Raw genomic sequence first — 17,504 nt, forward strand, 5'->3', positions numbered from 1 at the left:
CAGCTAGATGCGGAACGGCAAGGCAGGGAGCTGGCGCTCTAGCCCCGTGCGGGCAGCGATTCGTCGCTGCTCGCTCGCAATTTTGGGAGTCGCGATCTTCTCCGGCGTCATCAATATTTTGGCGCTGACCGGCTCCTTCTACATGCTGCAAGTCTATGACCGGGTGTTGACGTCGCGCAGCATCCCCACGCTCGTCGGTCTGACCGTCCTGATGGCCGGTCTGTACGCCGCCAACGGAATGCTGGACTTTTTGCGTGTGCGCGTCATGAGCCGAGTAGGCGTGCGCATCGACAACGAGTTGCGCGAGAATGCGTTTGCCGCCGTGCAGACGCTGCCGCTGCGCTTTCGCAAGTCTGGCGACGGATTGCAGCCCATCCGCGACCTCGATCAGATCCGCTCATTCCTGTCGGGGCTCGGGCCGACGGCATTATTCGACTTGCCTTGGATTCCCCTGTACCTCGCCGTTGTCTACCTGCTGCATCCTTGGCTGGGAACCTTCAGCTTGGGTGGCGCAGTGCTGCTCGTATTCCTCACGCTTCTGACCGAGTTGCGCAGCTCAGCGCCGATGCGGGACGCAGCGCAGAGTGCCGGCCAGCGACTTGCATTGGGCGAAGCCGTGCGACGCAATGCCGAGGTCATCAAGGCCATGGGTCTTGGTGGCCGGATGCAGAAGCGCTGGAAGGAAATCAATTCACTGCACCTGGCCCATCAGCTCAAGGCCGCGGATGCGGTCGGCGGCATCGGCACTGTCTCGAAAGTTCTGCGCCTCTTGTTGCAGTCCGGAATGTTGGGCCTCGGGGCCTATCTCGTGATCGAGGGCGAGCTGTCGGGTGGCGCGATCATTGCCGGATCGATCATCATGTCGCGCGCCCTTGCGCCGATTGAAACTTCAATCGCGCATTGGCGCGGGTTCGTCGCAGCCCGACATTCCCATCGACGTCTCGTCGAACTCTTTCGCCTTTTGGCTGACGATAGCGAGAAGGTTCTTGAACTGCCGCAGCCTCGGATCAACGTCCTCGTTGAGAATTTGACCCTGGTGCCACCCGGCGGAACTCGCGCCGTCCTCCAGGGTGTGAATTTGGGCCTCGCCGCTGGTGATGGTTTGGGGATCATTGGCCCCAGTGGCTCGGGTAAATCCTCTCTGGTCCGCGCTCTCGTTGGCGCATGGTTGCCGGTCCCCAATGGTGGCAGCGTCCGACTTGATGGGGCTTCACTCGATCAATGGAGCCCCGACATGCTCGGGCGTCATATCGGCTATCTACCGCAAGGTATTGAGCTGTTTGAAGGTACGGTCGCCGAAAACATCGCGCGCTTCGACGAGGAGGCGCCAGACGCTGCCATCGTTGCCGCCGCGCAGGTTGCAGGCGTCCACGACATGATCGTCCACTTGCCTGACGGCTATCAAACGCAAGTCGGCGAGGGAGGCGCGCTCCTCTCAGCGGGGCAGCGACAGCGCATTGCCCTCGCACGTGCACTCTACGGCGACCCTTTCTTTGTCGTGCTGGACGAACCGAACTCCAATCTTGACCAAGTGGGCGAGGCTGCATTGACGGAGGCCATTCTCTCCGTGCGCAGGCGTTGCGGAATCGTCGTCGTCGTCGCCCACCGGCCATCGGCATTGGTGGCTGTCGACAAGGTGTTGGGGCTGGTCGGTGGTCGCGTCCAGGCCTTCGGACCGAAGGAGGAAGCGCTGCGCCGGTTGCTGCAGCCGGTCGCCGACGCTGGCCGCGGGCAACGCGCCGAAGGACCGAGCAGCCAAATGAATCTCAAGGTCGTCGGTGAGCGCCATGGCGTCTGACCGCGTGCCGAAGGAGAGTCTTCAACGCCGGGATCTCGGCAGTGTCTGGCGCTATCTACTCGCCGGGTTTGTCATCATCGTCGGACTCGTGGGCGGTGTCGGCGTCTGGGCATCGCAGACGGAAATCTCGGGAGCCGTGATCGCGCAAGGCACGGTGGTGGTCGAAAGCAGTATCAAGAAGGTGCAGCATCCGAGCGGCGGTGTGGTTGGCGAGATCCACGTCAAGAACGGCGATTTCGTTCAGGCGGGAGACCTTCTGTTGCGGCTCGACGAAACCGTCACGCGCGCCAGTCTGCAAATGGTCACCAAGCAACTCGACGAACTCGCGGTGCGGGAGGCGCGCCTCGTGGCAGAACGAGACGATGCCAAAGCGGTAACTGTGCCGCCGGCAGTGTCCGACAGGCAATCAGAAACGGCGATCGACGAGATCCTCGGTGGCGAGAGGAGCCTGTTCGAGAGCCGTCGCAATTCGCGACAGGGACAAAAATCGCAGCTGCGCGAGCGCATAGCCCAGCTCGACCAGGAATTTGCCGGCATCTCCGGTCAGTTGGATGCCAAGGCGCGAGAGATTCAATTGATCGGCAAGCAGCTCCGCGATCTCGAGACGCTAGAAGAGAAGAAGCTCGTCACCGCTGCGACCATGGTTGCCCTGCGCCGCGAGTCGGCGCGGCTCGAGGGTGAGTACGCGCAGCTCAAAGCGGCGGCTGCCCAAACTCGCGGCCGGGTAAGTGAGATCGAGCTGCAAATTTTGCGTATCGACCAGGATATGCGGACCGAGGTCGTCAAGGAGTTGCGCGAGTGCCAGAGCAAGATTGCTGAATTCACGGAGCGGCGTGTGGCCGCCGAAGATCAGCTGAAGCGTGTCGACCTGAGAGCGCCGCAATCCGGAACCGTCCACCAGCTGGCCGTACACACGGTCGGCGGTGTCATCAACGGCGGCGAAGCCGTGATGTTCATTGTCCCCGACAGCGACAAGCTGGTCGTCGAGGCCAAAATCGCGCCCCACGATATCGACCAAGTGCTTGGAGGCCGCCAGGTAATGCTCCGCTTTGCGGCCTTCAACCAGCGTACGACGCCAGAGCTCGTCGGCGAAATTATCTCCATATCAGCTGATTTGGCGCAGGACCCCCGAACCGGCGAAAACTATTTCACGGGTCGCATTTCGGTCTCGGATGAAGAGATGACCAAACTCGACGGTGGAAAGCTCGTCCCGGGAATGCCTGCCGAGGTGCACATCAAGACCCACGATCGCACTGCCTTGTCGTACTTGGTAAAGCCATTCCAGGATCAAGTTGCGCGCGCGTTCCGGGAGCGCTGAGGGGTGGCTCCCCGCGCCCGAGGCCCATTTGCCATTTTATCCCGAATTCGTTTCCGGCCGGAACACCAAAGCCGGGAGTGGCGGTCGGCGGGATGCATCATGCCCTCGAGGGCCTATCCCATTGCCGTCAGAATATCGAATCTCTGGGTTCCCATTGCCTATCGTCGGGACAGCAATTGAAGCAGCGGGGGGTGCTCATATCGCCGCGTACGAGGCCCTGCGGGCTACCGTGTCCCCTGGGCACATTAAGCTGAATGCTGTCAGAGCGTTGGCCTCTCCAGCGGGCTTCTTGGCTCAACCTCGTGGGCGAACTTTTGCGCTTCCTGCCTGATCGGAACTGGCAATTGGCGACGCCCGTGTGGGGAAATACGTCCACAACGGCATCGCCGCTCCGCATTCGCTCCCGCGAGAGTGGTACGGACTTTCTCTGCGTCATTGGTAGTGGGTTCACTGAAACGGCAGTTGTCTGCGACGCTTTTGCAACAGTGATTCCAACATTGCGCGGCTCGGGAATTGCTCCCTAGTCGATGCTAGATGGCAACCCGTAGCGTGTTACTTGGTAACGCGTACTCGATGAATCTTCCAAATGGCAGCACAGTTCCAGCTGCCTGAAAAGCAGACAACGAGAAAGGCGCGTGCCCAACATCGACTGATGGGGGAGTTGAGTAATGTTGCGTTCGCGTCCGCTCGCTGAGCGAAAGCTCAAAGCGATTATTGGCCCGCTGGCCTTTGCACTGACGATGTCAGTGTCTCACGTGGCCCTCGCCAATTGTAATCCACCCAACACTGGGGATACCAGCGTCATATCGACGGGAGTCGGTGGCGACGTGAACTGCGACAACGCGGATGACGACGTCACCGTAAACGCTACCGGCACGGTAGGCGGCGACCTCAATACCGACGGTGGCGAGGACGCGGTCACCATCGATATCGGCGCCGTCAACGGCGACGTGAATACCGGGGGTGCAAATGACACCGTTGACGTGATCAACGGTGGCACGGTTGGTGGGACCATCAGAACGGGCGACGGCGATGACACCATCGAGATCGATGATGGCGAGGTGGGCGGGAACGTGAACGCCGGCGATGGCGACAACCAGATCACCATTGATGACAGCGAAGTCGGCGGCAACGTCGTCACCGGTTCGGGTACCGACACCATCACTATCGAGGAGACCGAGATCGGCGGAAACATCAATTCCGGCGACGGGAATGATACGGTCAACCTCGACGAGGAGGCCGAAATCACCGGCAACGTCATCACCGACGGGGGCGATGACATCATCAACATCAACGGCGCCGAAGTCGGCGGCAATTTGAATACGGGCACCGGCGCCGACACTGTCACTATTAACGCCGGCGGCGAAGTCGAGGGTAACGTCACTACCGACGGTGGCAATGACATACTCACCCTCAACAACGGCGGCGAGGTCGGCGGCAACATCCAAATGGGTGATGACGACGATCGCCTGAATATCAACGGAGGTGAGGTCGGAGGCGACATTCTGACCGGCGGCGGTGTTGACGTCGTCCGCATCATCCTCAGTGGGAGCAACACTCTCGAGTTCGAGGGAACTCAACTCAATACCGGGGCCGGCGATGACAGCGTTCTGCTCCGAGGCTTGTCCAATATCGAGGAAGACGACGAGAACTTCGAGATTGAAAACCCTGACTTCGTCTTCCGTGGCGGCAGCGGTTATGACGTTTTCCGTGCCGATGATAACGACGACGGCTTGAAATTGGGGGCGATCGAAGGGTTCGAAACCCTCCTTGTCGAGGAGTCGATCCTCGTCCTGACGGCCGACGACTACATGTTTAGCCCCGCGAGTTCGGCAACGGGCGGCATTGAAATCGATGGCAGCTCGCAGCTTTGGTTCAACAACGCGGCGACGGTGGAAACCCCGCACATCGAGATCGAAGCCGGCGGCATGCTGATGTTCGGAGCCTTCCCGGCCGGAGAGGGCGATGACGACGACGATGAGGGTGGCGAGGCCGGCGAGCCCGTCAATACCGTGCTGAACATCGGCGACAGCACCCTCGTCAACAACGGCACGGTGGGCACGCTGAACGGCATCGTCGGCGACACCGTGACGGTCAATGGCGGTCCCTATATTGCTGCCTCGGCCACCGCGAAGATGGTCATCGACACGCAGCTCGGCGGCTCCAACTCGCCCACCGACCGCTTCAACTTCACCTATGCTGGCGCCGGCGGGCCGGTTCAAGGCAACACGACGACGGTCACAGTCAACAACGTCGGCGGCATCGGCGCCTTCACCGGGCAGGGTCCGACGGACGGCATCGTCATCGTCTCAGCTCCGGCGGGCTTCGCACCCACCGCCTTCCAGCTCGGCGTGAACCAGCTGACCGGTAAGCAAGAAGTTCTGGCGGGCGCCTTCTCCTACCGTCTGTTCAACTCGCCGACGGCGGCGCTCCTACAGTCGGACATTCTCGATCAGGTTCCTGGCTATGCCATCGTGTCGTCGGTCGCACAGCGCTACGCATCGGCTGGCCTCGGTACGCTCTACAAGCGGATGGGCGAGGTTCGGCTCGGTCGCGGTGACGGCAAGACGATCGGCAATGCCGGTGCAGGGATGTGGGTACGGGGCTTCTACAACGACAGTGATGTGTCGCCTGAAGCAGGCTTTGCCTTTAGCCAGAAAAATCAGGGCGTCATGGGCGGCGCCGACATAGATTTGGGCTCCAGCGCGGGTGGCCATTTCCTCGCTGGTGCGTTTGGCGGCTACGGCACCGCGGATGCCGGCACCTCGGCAACGATCTGGGGTGTCAAGTCGCCATCGACGGTGGACCTCACCGCGTACACGTTCGGCTTCTATGGCTCGTACTACGATGTCGGCCGGCCCGGCACCGGTTTGTATGTCGATGGCGTCTTCAAGGTCGACATTACCGACTTTGAAATCGCATCGGCGGCACGCGCCGCATCCGCCTCGACGGATGGCTATACCTCTACCGTGTCGGGCGAAACCGGATATGGGTTCAATCTGGGCGGCAACCTAACGCTGCTGCCGCAGGCTCAGTTGAGCTACATTTCCGTGAGCAACCAAAACTACCAGGACAACTATGGGGTGAAGGTCGGGAGCGGTGTCGGCGAGTCCCTCGTCGGCCGTGCAAGCCTGCAGCTGCAAGGCAACTACGGTTCCGCCTCTGGTGGTTGGTTTGCGCCGTACGCCATCGCAAGCATTCTCTCTGACTTCCTCGGCGACAACGAAACTGCGATTGGCCGCACGCCATTCAAGAACGACATGGGCCTCACGTGGTACGAAGCCGGCGGCGGCGTTACGGCCGAGCTTGGCGAGTTCGTGTCGCTCTACGGCTCGGCCGAGTACAGCTTCGGCGACATTGAAGGCTGGGGTGGCACCGGCGGCGTCAAGGCGCGCTGGTAAGCAGACAACTTGGAGGGCTGGGGCGGGATCCGAGCTGCCTACACCTTGGATACCGAGAGCCTCCAAACGCAAGGGCCGCTCCGCGCGGCCCTTGCTCTTTTGTTTTGTAGCCGGCCGCGCTGGACCTGGATCCCGGTTGCAAAACCGCGCATCGGCGCTTCAGCCAAAGCGCCCCCGCTCGCCGAATAGTCAAAGAATTCGTGAGCCGGTTTTTGTGCCGACGCGCTCCGCGTTCGTCGCGCGATGCGCCTGTGGCGTTCGCCACGGAAAGTCAGATTTTATCGGAATAACTTGGAGGCCACGCCCGGAATCGAACCGGGGTGCACGGATTTGCAGTCCGTTGCGTCACCACTCCGCCACGTGGCCATACCGCCCGGGCGAGCCGGGGCGAAAAGAATGCGCCGTGTATCATACTGATCAGAGCCTGCAAAGTGCGCCTGTGGGGGGCGCTCGCCTTCAGACTTTTGCCCCGAGGCGCCGCGTCCTGTCGCGCTGCAGCACACTCTCGGTTAAGCTCCCCGCAAGACCCCTGGAAGCCGGAGATAGTTATGGTCGATGTCGCCACACAGCGCCTGAACATGGTCGACAGCCAAGTTCTGACCAGCGACGTCACGGACCGGCGCATCCTGCGGGCCATGCGCGAGCTGCCGCGTGAGCGGTTCGTCCCAGGACCGATGGCGGCGCTGGCCTACATCGACGAGGCAGTGCCGATCTCGCCGGCAGGTTCCGACCGACGTTGGCTGTTGGCGCCGCGCATCGAGGCCAAGCTGCTGCAGCTGGCCGACGTCGGTGCCGACGACAGCGTGCTCGTTGTCGGAGCGGGCACCGGCTACACCGCGTCAATCCTGGCAGGCATGGCACGGGCGGTGCTCGCCCTCGAAAGCGATGACAAGCTCGCAGTCGAGGCCCGCCGCAACTTGGCCGAGCTCGCCCTGACGAACGTCAAGGTCGACGTCGGCATCCTCGTGGCCGGCTGCACCTCCAAGGCCCCGTTCGACGCGATTGTGCTGCCAGGCGCGGTTTCGTGGGTTCCGGATGCGCTCTTCGATCAGTTGAAGGACGGGGGGCGCCTGGTGGCAGTCGTGACAGAAGGTGGGATAGGCAAGGCGACGCTCTGGCGGCGACTCGGTCGCTCCGTCGACTCGTGGGGCGCGTTCGACGCAACCGCGCCGATGCTGCCCGGCTTCGCGAAGACAACGGAGTTTGTATTGTAGGCAACTCGCAGTCTGCTGTGCTTTAGCGGACAAGAATTCGTTGGCGATTTCGCAGGCTTAAATTGGCCTGCTGCGTCTGCGTGACGCGCGCGAGTGTGGGATTGGCGCAACGCCGTACAAGGGCTTTTCCACCAACGGTCCCCAAACACTACACAAATCACCCACCAGCCCCCAGACTCACTGGGCACCTGCGATTCCAAATGGGCTCGGGGAAAGCCCTTGTACGTGCGCGGCTGAGGGGAAGTAATGCGGACGGCCAGTAAAAATAATTCATCACAACAACGGGTTGACCACTTGGGAAGGTCGTCAGCATGTGGCTCGAGCAGTTCGCCCGGCGCACGCCGCGCGTTCGGGCTGATTCTGTCCTGCCTGGTCGTCGTCGTTGGTTCGGCGCCCGCATCGGCCGAGTCGCTGAAGGACGCTCTGTCGGCCGCCTACGGATACAACCCGCGTCTGGATGCGCAGCGCGCCTTCCAGCGGGCCAGCGACGAGGACGTCGCCCGCGCCATGTCGGGTTACCGTCCGACCGTGACCGGTAATGCCGATATCGGCATCGAGCGCACTGACCAGCGCCCCACGTCGATCTTCGACGGCGTGACCAAGCCGCGTGGCTACGGCATCGACGCGGTGCAGCCGATCTTCAGTGGGTTTCGCACATACAACGCGGTCAACGAGGCGGAAGCCAACGTTCGTGCCGAGCGCGAGGTCCTGCGGGACGTGGAGCGCAGCGTGCTGCTGCAAGCGGTCACCGCCTATATGGACGTGGTCCGTGATCAGGAGCTGGTCCGCCTCAACGAGAACAACGTCAACGTGCTGTCGCGCGAGTTGAAGGCAGCGCAGGACCGCTTCGCAGTGGGCGAGGTGACGCGCACCGACGTCGCGCAGGCCGAGGCCCGGCGCGCCGATGCGGTTTCGCGCCTCGATGCTGCGCGTGCCAACCTGCGCACCAGCCGCGGTAGCTACCAGCTCGTCATCGGCCATCCGCCGAGCGGGCTAGCGTGGCCGGGAACGCCCGAGGAGTTCCTGCCCCGCCAGATGCAGGAGGCGATCGGCGTCAGCAACAACGAGGACCCGCTCGTCGTCGCTTCGCTCTTCCGCGAGCAGGCCGGCAAATACACCGTCGAGCGCATTCGCGGCGAGCTCCTGCCGACTATCCAGCTAGAGGCGAGCTACGACGACCGTTTTGGAACGTCCAAGCTCACCAACGAGGTTGAAACCGGCTCGTTGGTCGGGCGGGCGGTCATTCCGATCTATGAAGCCGGCGACGTCTACGCCCGCGTGCGCCAAGCCAAGCAGAACCACCTCGGCCTTCTGCAGCAGATCGAGCAGGTGCGTACCGAGCAGACGCAGAACGTCGTCGCGGCCTGGTCGCAGCTCGAGGCGGCGCGCGCCCAGCTCGAATCCGACCGCGTGGCGGTCGAATCGAACAAGGTGGCTCTGCAAGGCGTCCGCGAGGAAGAAAAGGTCGGCCAGCGCACGCTCCTTGACGTGCTCAACGCCGAGCTCGAGTACCTCAACTCGCAGGTGAACTTAGAGACGACCCGGCGCAATCTCGTGGTCGCCGCGTATGCCGTGATCTCGTCGATGGGTCGGCTCGATGCCGCCTGGATCGGCGCTGCGGCCTACGTCTACGACCCGAACGTCCACTATAAAGAAGTGCGCCGGAAGTGGATCGGCCTCAGCATTACCTATGGTGACGGCCGGACGGAGACGTTCGAGGCGCAGCCCCAGACGGAGCAGGGCTGGGACCCCGTGAAATAATCACGGGTGAAATTGGGCGCGGCACCCCGTCGCGCCACAGAGCTGCCAAGGATGGCAGCTAGCCATTAGGCCATTAACGCAGCGGCTTGCCGGCCGGAGCCAGGGTGCATGCGCCTAGTGGGTGCATGATGGAGCTCCGGAGTCCCTAGGTTGCGTAGGCGTATTGATAGGGGCAGCACCGCCGTTGTACGACCGGGGAAGCGCTAAGGCTCGCGAGCGGGCGATGGCCGATGCGCGTCGTGTAGAGGATTGCCCTCATGAGTAAGCCGCAGGCGGCCTCCGAGCCCAGTATGGAGGAGATACTCGCCTCCATTCGCAAGATGATCTCCGACGACAGGCCGGGCCCCAATCCGATGCCGGATCAGATGGGTCGCACGCCCTTCGGCGAACCTATGAAGTCCGTATCGGAATACAGCGGTCGCGCATCGCCCGCGGAGAGCGGCTCCACGCGGCCGGCTGGCGCACAGCCCTCCAACTTCAATAGTCTCGCCGACGCACTCAAGGTCGCGACGGCACTGTCCGATCAGCGCCGGTCGCTGCAGCAGGAAATAGCGACCGCTATCGAGAAGGGACCGCGCGGCACGGTCATCGATCCGCTCGGCTATGCGACGGGCTCGCAATCCACGCCCGCTGCGGCACGGGGCGAGGGCGTCCGGCTCCCGGAGGGGTCCGCCTCGCCGGCGCCTGCCGGGAACGAGCCGCAACTGCCGAGCTTCCCCGCTTGGAACCAGTCTGCAAAGCCGACCCGCGACGACAGCCCGGAACTCCTGTCATTCGACTTCGGCACCGTGGTGCCGCAGCAGGAGACGTCGCTCAAGGCCGCGCCGGCGACGAGCGAAGGAAAGCCGTCGGCCGACAAGCCGGAGAGCAAGTCCGCGCCGGCGGCATCTGAAGAGTCGCGCGTCGTGAGCATGCCTTCGCGCGGCGCTGCCCCCGCGGCAGCGAGCAGCACGGTCGCGCCGTTCCCGCGTCCGGCCCGCGACGCGACCAAGCCTGGGAGCGATACGGGGCAAGCTGACAAGGCGCCCGACCAGGCCGCCGCTGTCAGTTCAACGGCAGCGACGCCCGCGCCCTCCACCAAGGAGGAGAAAGCGTCCGCTGAAGCCGAGGCGCTGCTCGATGCCGTTGTCGACATGGTGCAGCAGCAGCCGGATTCGCTGTCGGTATTCACTTCGGGCGCATCCTTCATCGGCGGTATCGCCGGCAAGAAGCACAGTGAGCTCGTTGCCGCCGCGACCGCGGCGAAAGCCAAGGCCGTGGCAACGGCTGCACCCGGCGCACCTCCCAAGCTCGACGGCGCCGCGGCGGAGTTGCTTCGGCCGATGCTTCGTCAATGGCTTGCCGACAACATGCCGCGCATTGTCGAGGACGCGCTGCGCAGCGAAATTACGTCGGGCGACAAGGGGCCGGGAAAGAGCTGACGGCGGCGCCGTCCGGTGAGCGTGGCGCACCCCTGTAGTCCGCGAACGCCAGTCCGCGGGCCCGCCGTTGACAGCGCGGGAACGGAGAGCGTAGGACCGCTGGTCCCGCCTCCTCCTAGAGATTTCCGCTCCCATGCTCGATAAAATCTACCAGCCCGCCGAGATCGAGCCGCGCGTCCGCGCGGAGTGGGAGCGCGCCGACGCCTTCAAGGCCGGACGCTCCGACCGGGCTGGAGCACAGCCCTACTGCATCGTGATCCCGCCACCGAACGTGACGGGATCGCTGCATATGGGGCACGCCCTCAACAACACGCTGCAGGACGTGCTCTGCCGCTTTGAGCGCCTGCGCGGCAAGGACGTCTTGTGGCAGCCGGGCATGGACCATGCCGGTATCGCGACGCAGATGGTCGTCGAGCGCCAGCTTATGGAGAACCAGCAACCGGACCGGCGCGCCCTGGGGCGCGAGGAGTTCGTGCGCCGCGTATGGGCCTGGAAGGAAGAGTCCGGCGGCATGATCATCAACCAGCTGAAACGGCTGGGCGCGTCATGCGACTGGAGCCGCGAGCGCTTCACGATGGACGAGGGCCTGTCGAAGGCCGTCGTCAAGGTGTTCGTGGCGCTCTACGAGGCCGGCCTCATCTACAAGGACAAGCGCCTCGTCAACTGGGACCCGAAGTTCCAGACGGCAATCTCGGATCTCGAGGTCGTGCAGGTGGAGGCGCGCGGCACATTTAATTGGACCTCCGGCGACCCCGAGCAGCCATTCGACGCCGAGGCGCTCGCCAAAGCGCTGAAGCACAATCCGTCCGGCCACCTGTATCACTTGCGCTATCCGCTCAAGGACAAGGTACCGGGCTACGACAAGGACTACATCGTCGTCGCCACGACACGGCCGGAGACGATGCTCGGCGATACCGGCGTTGCCGTGCATCCCGACGACGAGCGCTATGCAGCGCTCATCAAGTCGAATGCCAAGGTGCGGCTGCCGATTATCGGACGCGAGATTCCGATTGTTGCCGACGAATACTCCGATCCCGAGAAGGGGACCGGTGCGGTGAAGATCACGCCGGCGCACGACTTCAACGACTTCGAGGTCGGCAAGCGGCACGGCCTCGAGCAAATCAACGTGCTCGACGAGAACGCACAGCTGAATGACGTGCCGCCGCCGGAGTACCGAGGGCTCGATCGCTTCGATGCGCGCAAACGCATCGTCGCAGATTTGGCGGCGCTTGGTCTGCTCGAGAAAATCGAGCCGACGACGCACACCGTGCCGCACGGTGATCGCTCCAATGTGGTCATCGAGCCGTGGCTGACCGATCAGTGGTACGTCAACGCAGCCGAGCTGGCGAAGCCCGCGATCGCCATGGTCGAGAGCGGCAAGACCAATTTCGTACCCAAGAACTGGGAGAAGACCTACTTCGAGTGGATGCGCAACATCCAGCCGTGGTGCATCTCGCGCCAGCTGTGGTGGGGGCATCAGATACCGGCCTGGTATGGGCCAGATGGGCACGTTTTTGTCGCCGAGGACGAAGCCGCGGCCAAGGCGAGTGCAGCCAAGCACTACGGCAAGGCGACGCCATTGAAACGCGACGAGGATGTGCTCGACACGTGGTTCTCGTCCGGGCTCTGGCCGTTCTCGACGCTCGGCTGGCCCGACAAGACACCAGAGCTCGAGCGCTACTATCCGACGAGCGTGCTCGTCACCGGCTTCGACATCATCTTCTTCTGGGTCGCCCGCATGATGATGATGGGCATGCACTTCATGCAGGAGGTGCCGTTCCGCGACGTCTACATCCACGCCCTCGTCCGCGACGAGAAGGGGCAGAAGATGTCGAAGTCTAAGGGCAACGTGATGGACCCCCTGGGTGTCATCGATGCCTACGGCGCCGACGCGCTGCGCTTCACGCTCGCCGCCATGGCCGCTCAGGGCCGCGACATCAAACTGTCGACGCAGCGCGTCGAGGGCTATCGCAACTTCGCGACCAAGCTCTGGAACGCGGCGCGCTTCGCCGAGATGAACGAGTGCGTGCGCCAGCGCGGGTTCGATCCCTCAGGCGTCAAGGAGCCGGTCAACCGCTGGATCGCGGGCGAGACGGAACGCGCGGTGCGCGCCGTCACCGAGGCGATCGAGGCCTACAAGTTCAACGAGGCGGCCGGCGCCGTCTACGAGTTCGTATGGGGCGTCTTCTGCGACTGGTACCTCGAGCTGATCAAGCCGATCCTCACCGGCGATGACGAGGCGGCAATGTCCGAGACGCGCGCCACCGTGGCGTGGACGCTCGACCAGATCCTGAAGCTCCTCCATCCCTTCATGCCCTACATCACCGAGGAGCTGTGGGCGCATGCGGTCGAGCACGGCGAGAAGCGCGAGAACCTGCTGGCTCTGAGCCAATGGCCGGCGCTCTCGGGCCTCGTCGACGCCGAGATCGACGAGGAGATCGGCTGGGTGGTGCAGCTCATCTCCGAAATCCGCTCGGTGCGTACCGAGATGAACGTGCCGGTCGCCGCCAAGCTGCCCTTGGCGCTTCCCAACGCCGCGCCGGTCGTGAAGGAGCGCGCCAAGCGCCACGAGGAGACGATCAGCCGCCTCGCGCGTCTCGACAGCATCACATTTCCCAAGGCGACGCCCAAGGGTGCGGCCGTGATCGTCGTCGGCGATGCGACCGCCGCCCTGCCGCTGGGCGGCGTCATCGACGCCGAGGCCGAGGCGAAACGCCTTGGGCGCGAGATCGAGAAGGCGGAAAGCGACCTCGGCAAGATGGACGCCAAGCTCTCCAACCCGCAGTTCATGGCCAAGGCCAAGGAAGAGGCGGTGGAAGAGGCTCGCGAGCGCAAGGCCGAGCTGGAGGGCGCTATCAAACGCCTGCGGGCGGCCGTAAAGCGGCTCGAGACGGTCAGTTAAACCGCATTTTCGCGGCCGCCTTGCCCGAAGGTTAACGCCAACTGTGAGATGTGGCGAACGGGCCACGATTTGGGCGGCCACTGCCGCCGTTGCGCCACAATACGGCGCCAGCGTCGAGCTAGGGAAGAGCGAGGGAAGCGTGTGGAGGCGGCGGGTGGCCGTTCGCCGCGCGAGCTTTTCAGACACAGAGGCCTGGGCAACCTTCGTTCGTATCGCGCGACACCTCATATGAGTTGTCGAGACTGTGGCTTATCTAATCTGTGGACGGACTGAAAATAAGTATGGACGCGAAAACGTTCGACAAATCAAAGCTTCCGAGCCGTCACGTGACGGAAGGGCCGACGCGCGCGCCGCATCGCTCCTACTACTATGCCATGGGCCTCGAAGAGGAGCACATACATCGCCCGTTCGTCGGCGTGGTGTCGTGCTGGAACGAGGCGGCTCCCTGCAACATCGCGCTGATGCGCCAGGCTCAGGCCGCCAAGATTGGCGTCGACGAGGGCGGCGGCACGCCGCGTGAATTCTGCACCATCACCGTGACCGACGGCATCGCCATGGGTCACCAGGGCATGAAGGCCTCGCTGGTCTCGCGCGAGGTGATCGCCGATTCGATCGAGCTCACGATGCGCGGTCACTGCTACGACGCGCTCGTCGGCATCGCCGGCTGCGATAAGTCGCTGCCCGGCATCATGATGGCGATGCTGCGTTTGAACGTGCCGTCGGTGTTCATGTACGGCGGCTCGATCCTGCCCGGCAGGTTCAAGGGTCGTGACGTCACGATCGTCGATGTATTCGAGGGCGTTGGCATGCACTCGTCGGGCAAGATGTCCGACGAGGAGCTGCACGAGCTCGAGTGCGTCGCGTGTCCGTCGGCCGGCGCCTGTGGCGGCCAGTTCACCGCCAACACCATGGCCTGCGTGTCGGAAGCGATCGGCCTGGCGCTGCCCGGCTCGGCCGGCGCACCGGCGCCGTTCGAGAGCCGCGATTCCTATGCGACCGAGAGCGGCCGGGCCGTGATGCACCTTCTGGCGCGCGGCATCCGTCCGCGTGACATCTGCACGCGCGAAGCGTTCGAGAACGCGGCCGTCATCGTCGCGGCCACCGGCGGCTCGACCAACGCGGCGCTGCATCTTCCCGCCATGGCGCACGAGGCGGGCATCGACTTCGACCTGTTCGACGTCGCCGAGATATTCAAGAAGACGCCGTACATTGCCGACCTGAAGCCGGGCGGCAAGTACGTCGCCAAGGACGTGTTCGACATCGGCGGCGTGCCGCAGATCTTGAAGGCGCTCATGGATGGCGGCCTGCTGCACGGTGATTGCATCACCGCGACGGGCCTCACGATGAAGCAGAACCTCGAGAAGGTGAAGTTCAACGCCGACCAGGACGTCGTGTATCCGGTGTCCAACCCGATCACGCCGACCGGCGGTGTCGTCGGCCTCAAGGGCACGCTTGCACCGGACGGCGCCATCGTGAAGGTCGCCGGCCTGAAGAAGCTGCAGTTCAGTGGTCCCGCACGGATCTTCGACTGCGAGGAAGACGCGTTCGCGGCGGTCGATGCCGGCCAATACAACGAAGGCGACGTGATCGTCATTCGCTATGAGGGCCCCATCGGCGGTCCCGGCATGCGCGAGATGCTGTCGACGACGGCGGCGCTCTACGGCCAGGGTGCCGGCGAGAAGGTGGCGCTGATCACCGATGGCCGCTTCTCCGGCGGCACGCGCGGTTTCTGCATCGGTCACGTCGGCCCGGAGGCGGCGGTCGGCGGCCCCATCGGCCTCATCAAGGACGGCGACATCATTTCGATCGACGCGGTGAAGGGCACGCTCGACGTGGAGTTGAGGGAAGCCGAACTCGCCGAGCGCAAGAAGAATTGGAAGGCCCCTGCTAACCCGTATCAGAGCGGCGCAATTCGCAAGTATGCGCAACTCGTCGGGCCGGCGTCAAAGGGCGCGGTTACTCATGCTGGTGGCAAAGCGGAAGTGGTCTGCTATGCGGATATTTGATCGGACAGTGCGCGTACTCGTGGCCGGGCTCATGCTGAGCCTCGGCGTCATCGGCGCTGCAGCGGCGGCCGGCAAGTACCGATCGGCGCAGGACGCGCTCGATCAGGGCATCGGCGCCTTCAACGGCGGCTACTACGAGATCGCCATCCCGGCGCTCGAGTACGCGGCCGACGCGCACCTGTTCCTCGCGCCCTACTACCTGGCGCGCATCTACTCCGACAACAACGGCTCGCGCACCGACCACGCCAAGGCGTACCAGCTCTACTTGAAGATTGCCGAGGAGCATACCGACGTCGACCCCGACGACGACCAGCGTGCGCCCTACGTCGCCAAGGCGATGACGCGCATCGCCGGCTATCTCGTCAACGGGCTGCCGGAGGTGAACCTCAAGCCCAATCCGAAGATCGCCATGGAATACCTGCGCGAAGCCGCGCAGTTCTTCCGCGACGAGGACGCGCAGTTCGAGCTCGCCAAGCTCTATCTGCACGGCGACGGCGTCCAGAGCGACGAGGCATATGCCAAGCACTGGCTGTCGGTCCTGAGCCAGAAGGGCCATCCCGGAGCGCAGGCGTTCCTCGCCGATCTCCTGTGGCGTGGCAAGTACATGAAGGCCGACCCCGTCCGCGCGCTGGCGCTGATTTCGGTCGCCGTCACCAACTCGCCGCCGTACGAGCGGGTGTGGATCGAGGACATCTACCAGAACATCTACTGCGGAGCCGCGCAGGGCGTCCGCAAGCAGGCGACGGGCATCGTCGCCGACTGGCGCACCCGCTACGGCCGCAAGCCCGACACGCGTGACGACACCGGCCTCGGGCTCCTCAACGTGCAGGCGACGCGCACCTGCGGCAATGGCGAGCCGGTGCTGTTCGACATGAGCGCCAATGCCGACATGCCGGGCACGCCCACGGCGCCGCTGGCGACCGCACTTCCGAAGCAGGCCGATGGCAGCGACAGCTTCGCCAAAGGAACCGCGGGAAGCGGCATGCGCGATGTCGGTGCAAGCACGAGCGCTCCCGCACCGGCGCGCTGATGCTGGTTATTTGAGCAGCGGGTGCTCATGCATGCAGCTTGAGCCCTGCTAGAATCGCTCATATCCTTGAGCGCAAGAGCAAGAAGAAGGTGACGGAGGTCACGTCCAAGGCGGAGTGAGGCACGACGCGTGTGCTTGCTTAGACCTTGGAGGTGCACTTATGACCGGCTCCGCTTCTTGGCTCCGCCAACTGCAGCAAGTCTTTCATCGCAAGCTCAACGCCACTGTCGTCTGCCTCCTGGCCGGCGGCCTGACGCTGGCCGCCGCAGGCTCTAACGCCACGACGATGTCGCCGCCCGAGCGCGTGCGCGGCTTCTTCTGCAATCAGAAAGTCGATTCGATAAACTTCCTGATGTATCAGGCGCAGGGCGAGAACGAGGAGATGGCGGCCAACGCGGTGAACAAGGACCTCGCCAAGTTCTCCTGCGCCTATTACCTACCGGCCAATGCGATCTACAGCGGCGAGCACACCGTCATGCAGGACGGCCTGGTGTTCAAGCTGCACAGCTATGTGTTCCTGCCAGAAAAGGTCGAACGTTGGAGCGGGTCGGTTCTCGGCTCCCTGCAGCAGCCGACCAATGCGAAGCACGACGTATAGCGCGGGGCGCAAGCCCGAACACGAAAGGCCGGATCGCGTGAAGCGATCCGGCCTT

Annotated in this window: 10 protein-coding genes and 1 tRNA gene; 10 read left to right on the plus strand and 1 reads right to left on the minus strand. The window is 63.8% G+C overall.

Annotated features, from left to right (window positions below; all coding sequences use genetic code 11):
• The first annotated feature begins 7 nt into the window (after positions 1–7).
• From GIW81_RS17100 to GIW81_RS19400, 3 genes are all read left to right on the plus strand, one after another.
• Positions 8–1,798, plus strand: coding sequence for a type I secretion system permease/ATPase (locus tag GIW81_RS17100; protein WP_154740529.1), 1,791 nt, complete (start codon positions 8–10; stop codon positions 1,796–1,798).
• Positions 1,788–3,116, plus strand: coding sequence for an HlyD family type I secretion periplasmic adaptor subunit (locus GIW81_RS17105; protein WP_154740530.1), 1,329 nt, complete (start codon positions 1,788–1,790; stop codon positions 3,114–3,116). The genes GIW81_RS17100 and GIW81_RS17105 overlap by 11 nt, the downstream gene beginning before the upstream one ends.
• An 827-nt stretch (positions 3,117–3,943) precedes the next feature.
• Entirely contained in the window at positions 3,944–6,517 is a 2,574-nt protein-coding gene (locus tag GIW81_RS19400; protein ID WP_195930629.1) for an autotransporter outer membrane beta-barrel domain-containing protein, read from the plus strand.
• 292 nt (positions 6,518–6,809) lie between these two features.
• Here GIW81_RS19400 and GIW81_RS17115 read toward each other — a convergent pair.
• A tRNA-Cys gene (locus GIW81_RS17115) sits at positions 6,810–6,883 on the minus strand.
• 182 nt (positions 6,884–7,065) lie between these two features.
• Between GIW81_RS17115 and GIW81_RS17120 the strand changes: the two genes are divergently transcribed.
• The 7 genes from GIW81_RS17120 (at position 7,066) to GIW81_RS17150 (ending at position 17,449) form a co-directional block, all read left to right on the plus strand.
• Positions 7,066–7,731 (plus strand): protein-L-isoaspartate O-methyltransferase family protein, encoded by a 666-nt coding sequence (locus GIW81_RS17120; RefSeq protein WP_154740532.1) that lies wholly within the window; start codon positions 7,066–7,068, stop codon positions 7,729–7,731.
• A gap of 294 nt (positions 7,732–8,025) precedes the next feature.
• Positions 8,026–9,492, plus strand: a complete 1,467-nt coding sequence (locus GIW81_RS17125; RefSeq protein WP_229309381.1) for a TolC family outer membrane protein — start codon at positions 8,026–8,028, stop codon at positions 9,490–9,492.
• 257 nt (positions 9,493–9,749) lie between these two features.
• Positions 9,750–10,913, plus strand: a complete 1,164-nt coding sequence (locus tag GIW81_RS17130) for a DUF2497 domain-containing protein (protein ID WP_154740534.1) — start codon at positions 9,750–9,752, stop codon at positions 10,911–10,913.
• A gap of 133 nt (positions 10,914–11,046) precedes the next feature.
• Positions 11,047–13,815, plus strand: a complete 2,769-nt coding sequence (locus GIW81_RS17135; protein WP_154740535.1) for a valine--tRNA ligase — start codon at positions 11,047–11,049, stop codon at positions 13,813–13,815.
• A 281-nt stretch (positions 13,816–14,096) separates the two neighbouring features.
• Complete coding sequence (gene ilvD, locus GIW81_RS17140) at positions 14,097–15,821, plus strand: dihydroxy-acid dehydratase (RefSeq protein WP_154740536.1); 1,725 nt, start codon at positions 14,097–14,099, stop codon at positions 15,819–15,821.
• A 7-nt stretch (positions 15,822–15,828) separates the two neighbouring features.
• Positions 15,829–16,851 carry a tetratricopeptide repeat protein gene (locus tag GIW81_RS19405; protein ID WP_195930631.1) on the plus strand — a complete coding sequence of 341 codons (1,023 nt, stop codon included), beginning with the start codon at positions 15,829–15,831 and terminating at the stop codon, positions 16,849–16,851.
• Between the two features lie 160 nt (positions 16,852–17,011).
• The gene (locus tag GIW81_RS17150) at positions 17,012–17,449 is read left to right on the plus strand and encodes a hypothetical protein (protein ID WP_154740538.1); all 438 of its coding nucleotides are present in this window, start codon (positions 17,012–17,014) and stop codon (positions 17,447–17,449) included.
• Positions 17,450–17,504 lie beyond the last annotated feature (55 nt).

The sequence above is a fragment of the Hyphomicrobium album genome (assembly GCF_009708035.1).
Taxonomy (GTDB): domain Bacteria; phylum Pseudomonadota; class Alphaproteobacteria; order Rhizobiales; family Hyphomicrobiaceae; genus Hyphomicrobium_A; species Hyphomicrobium_A album.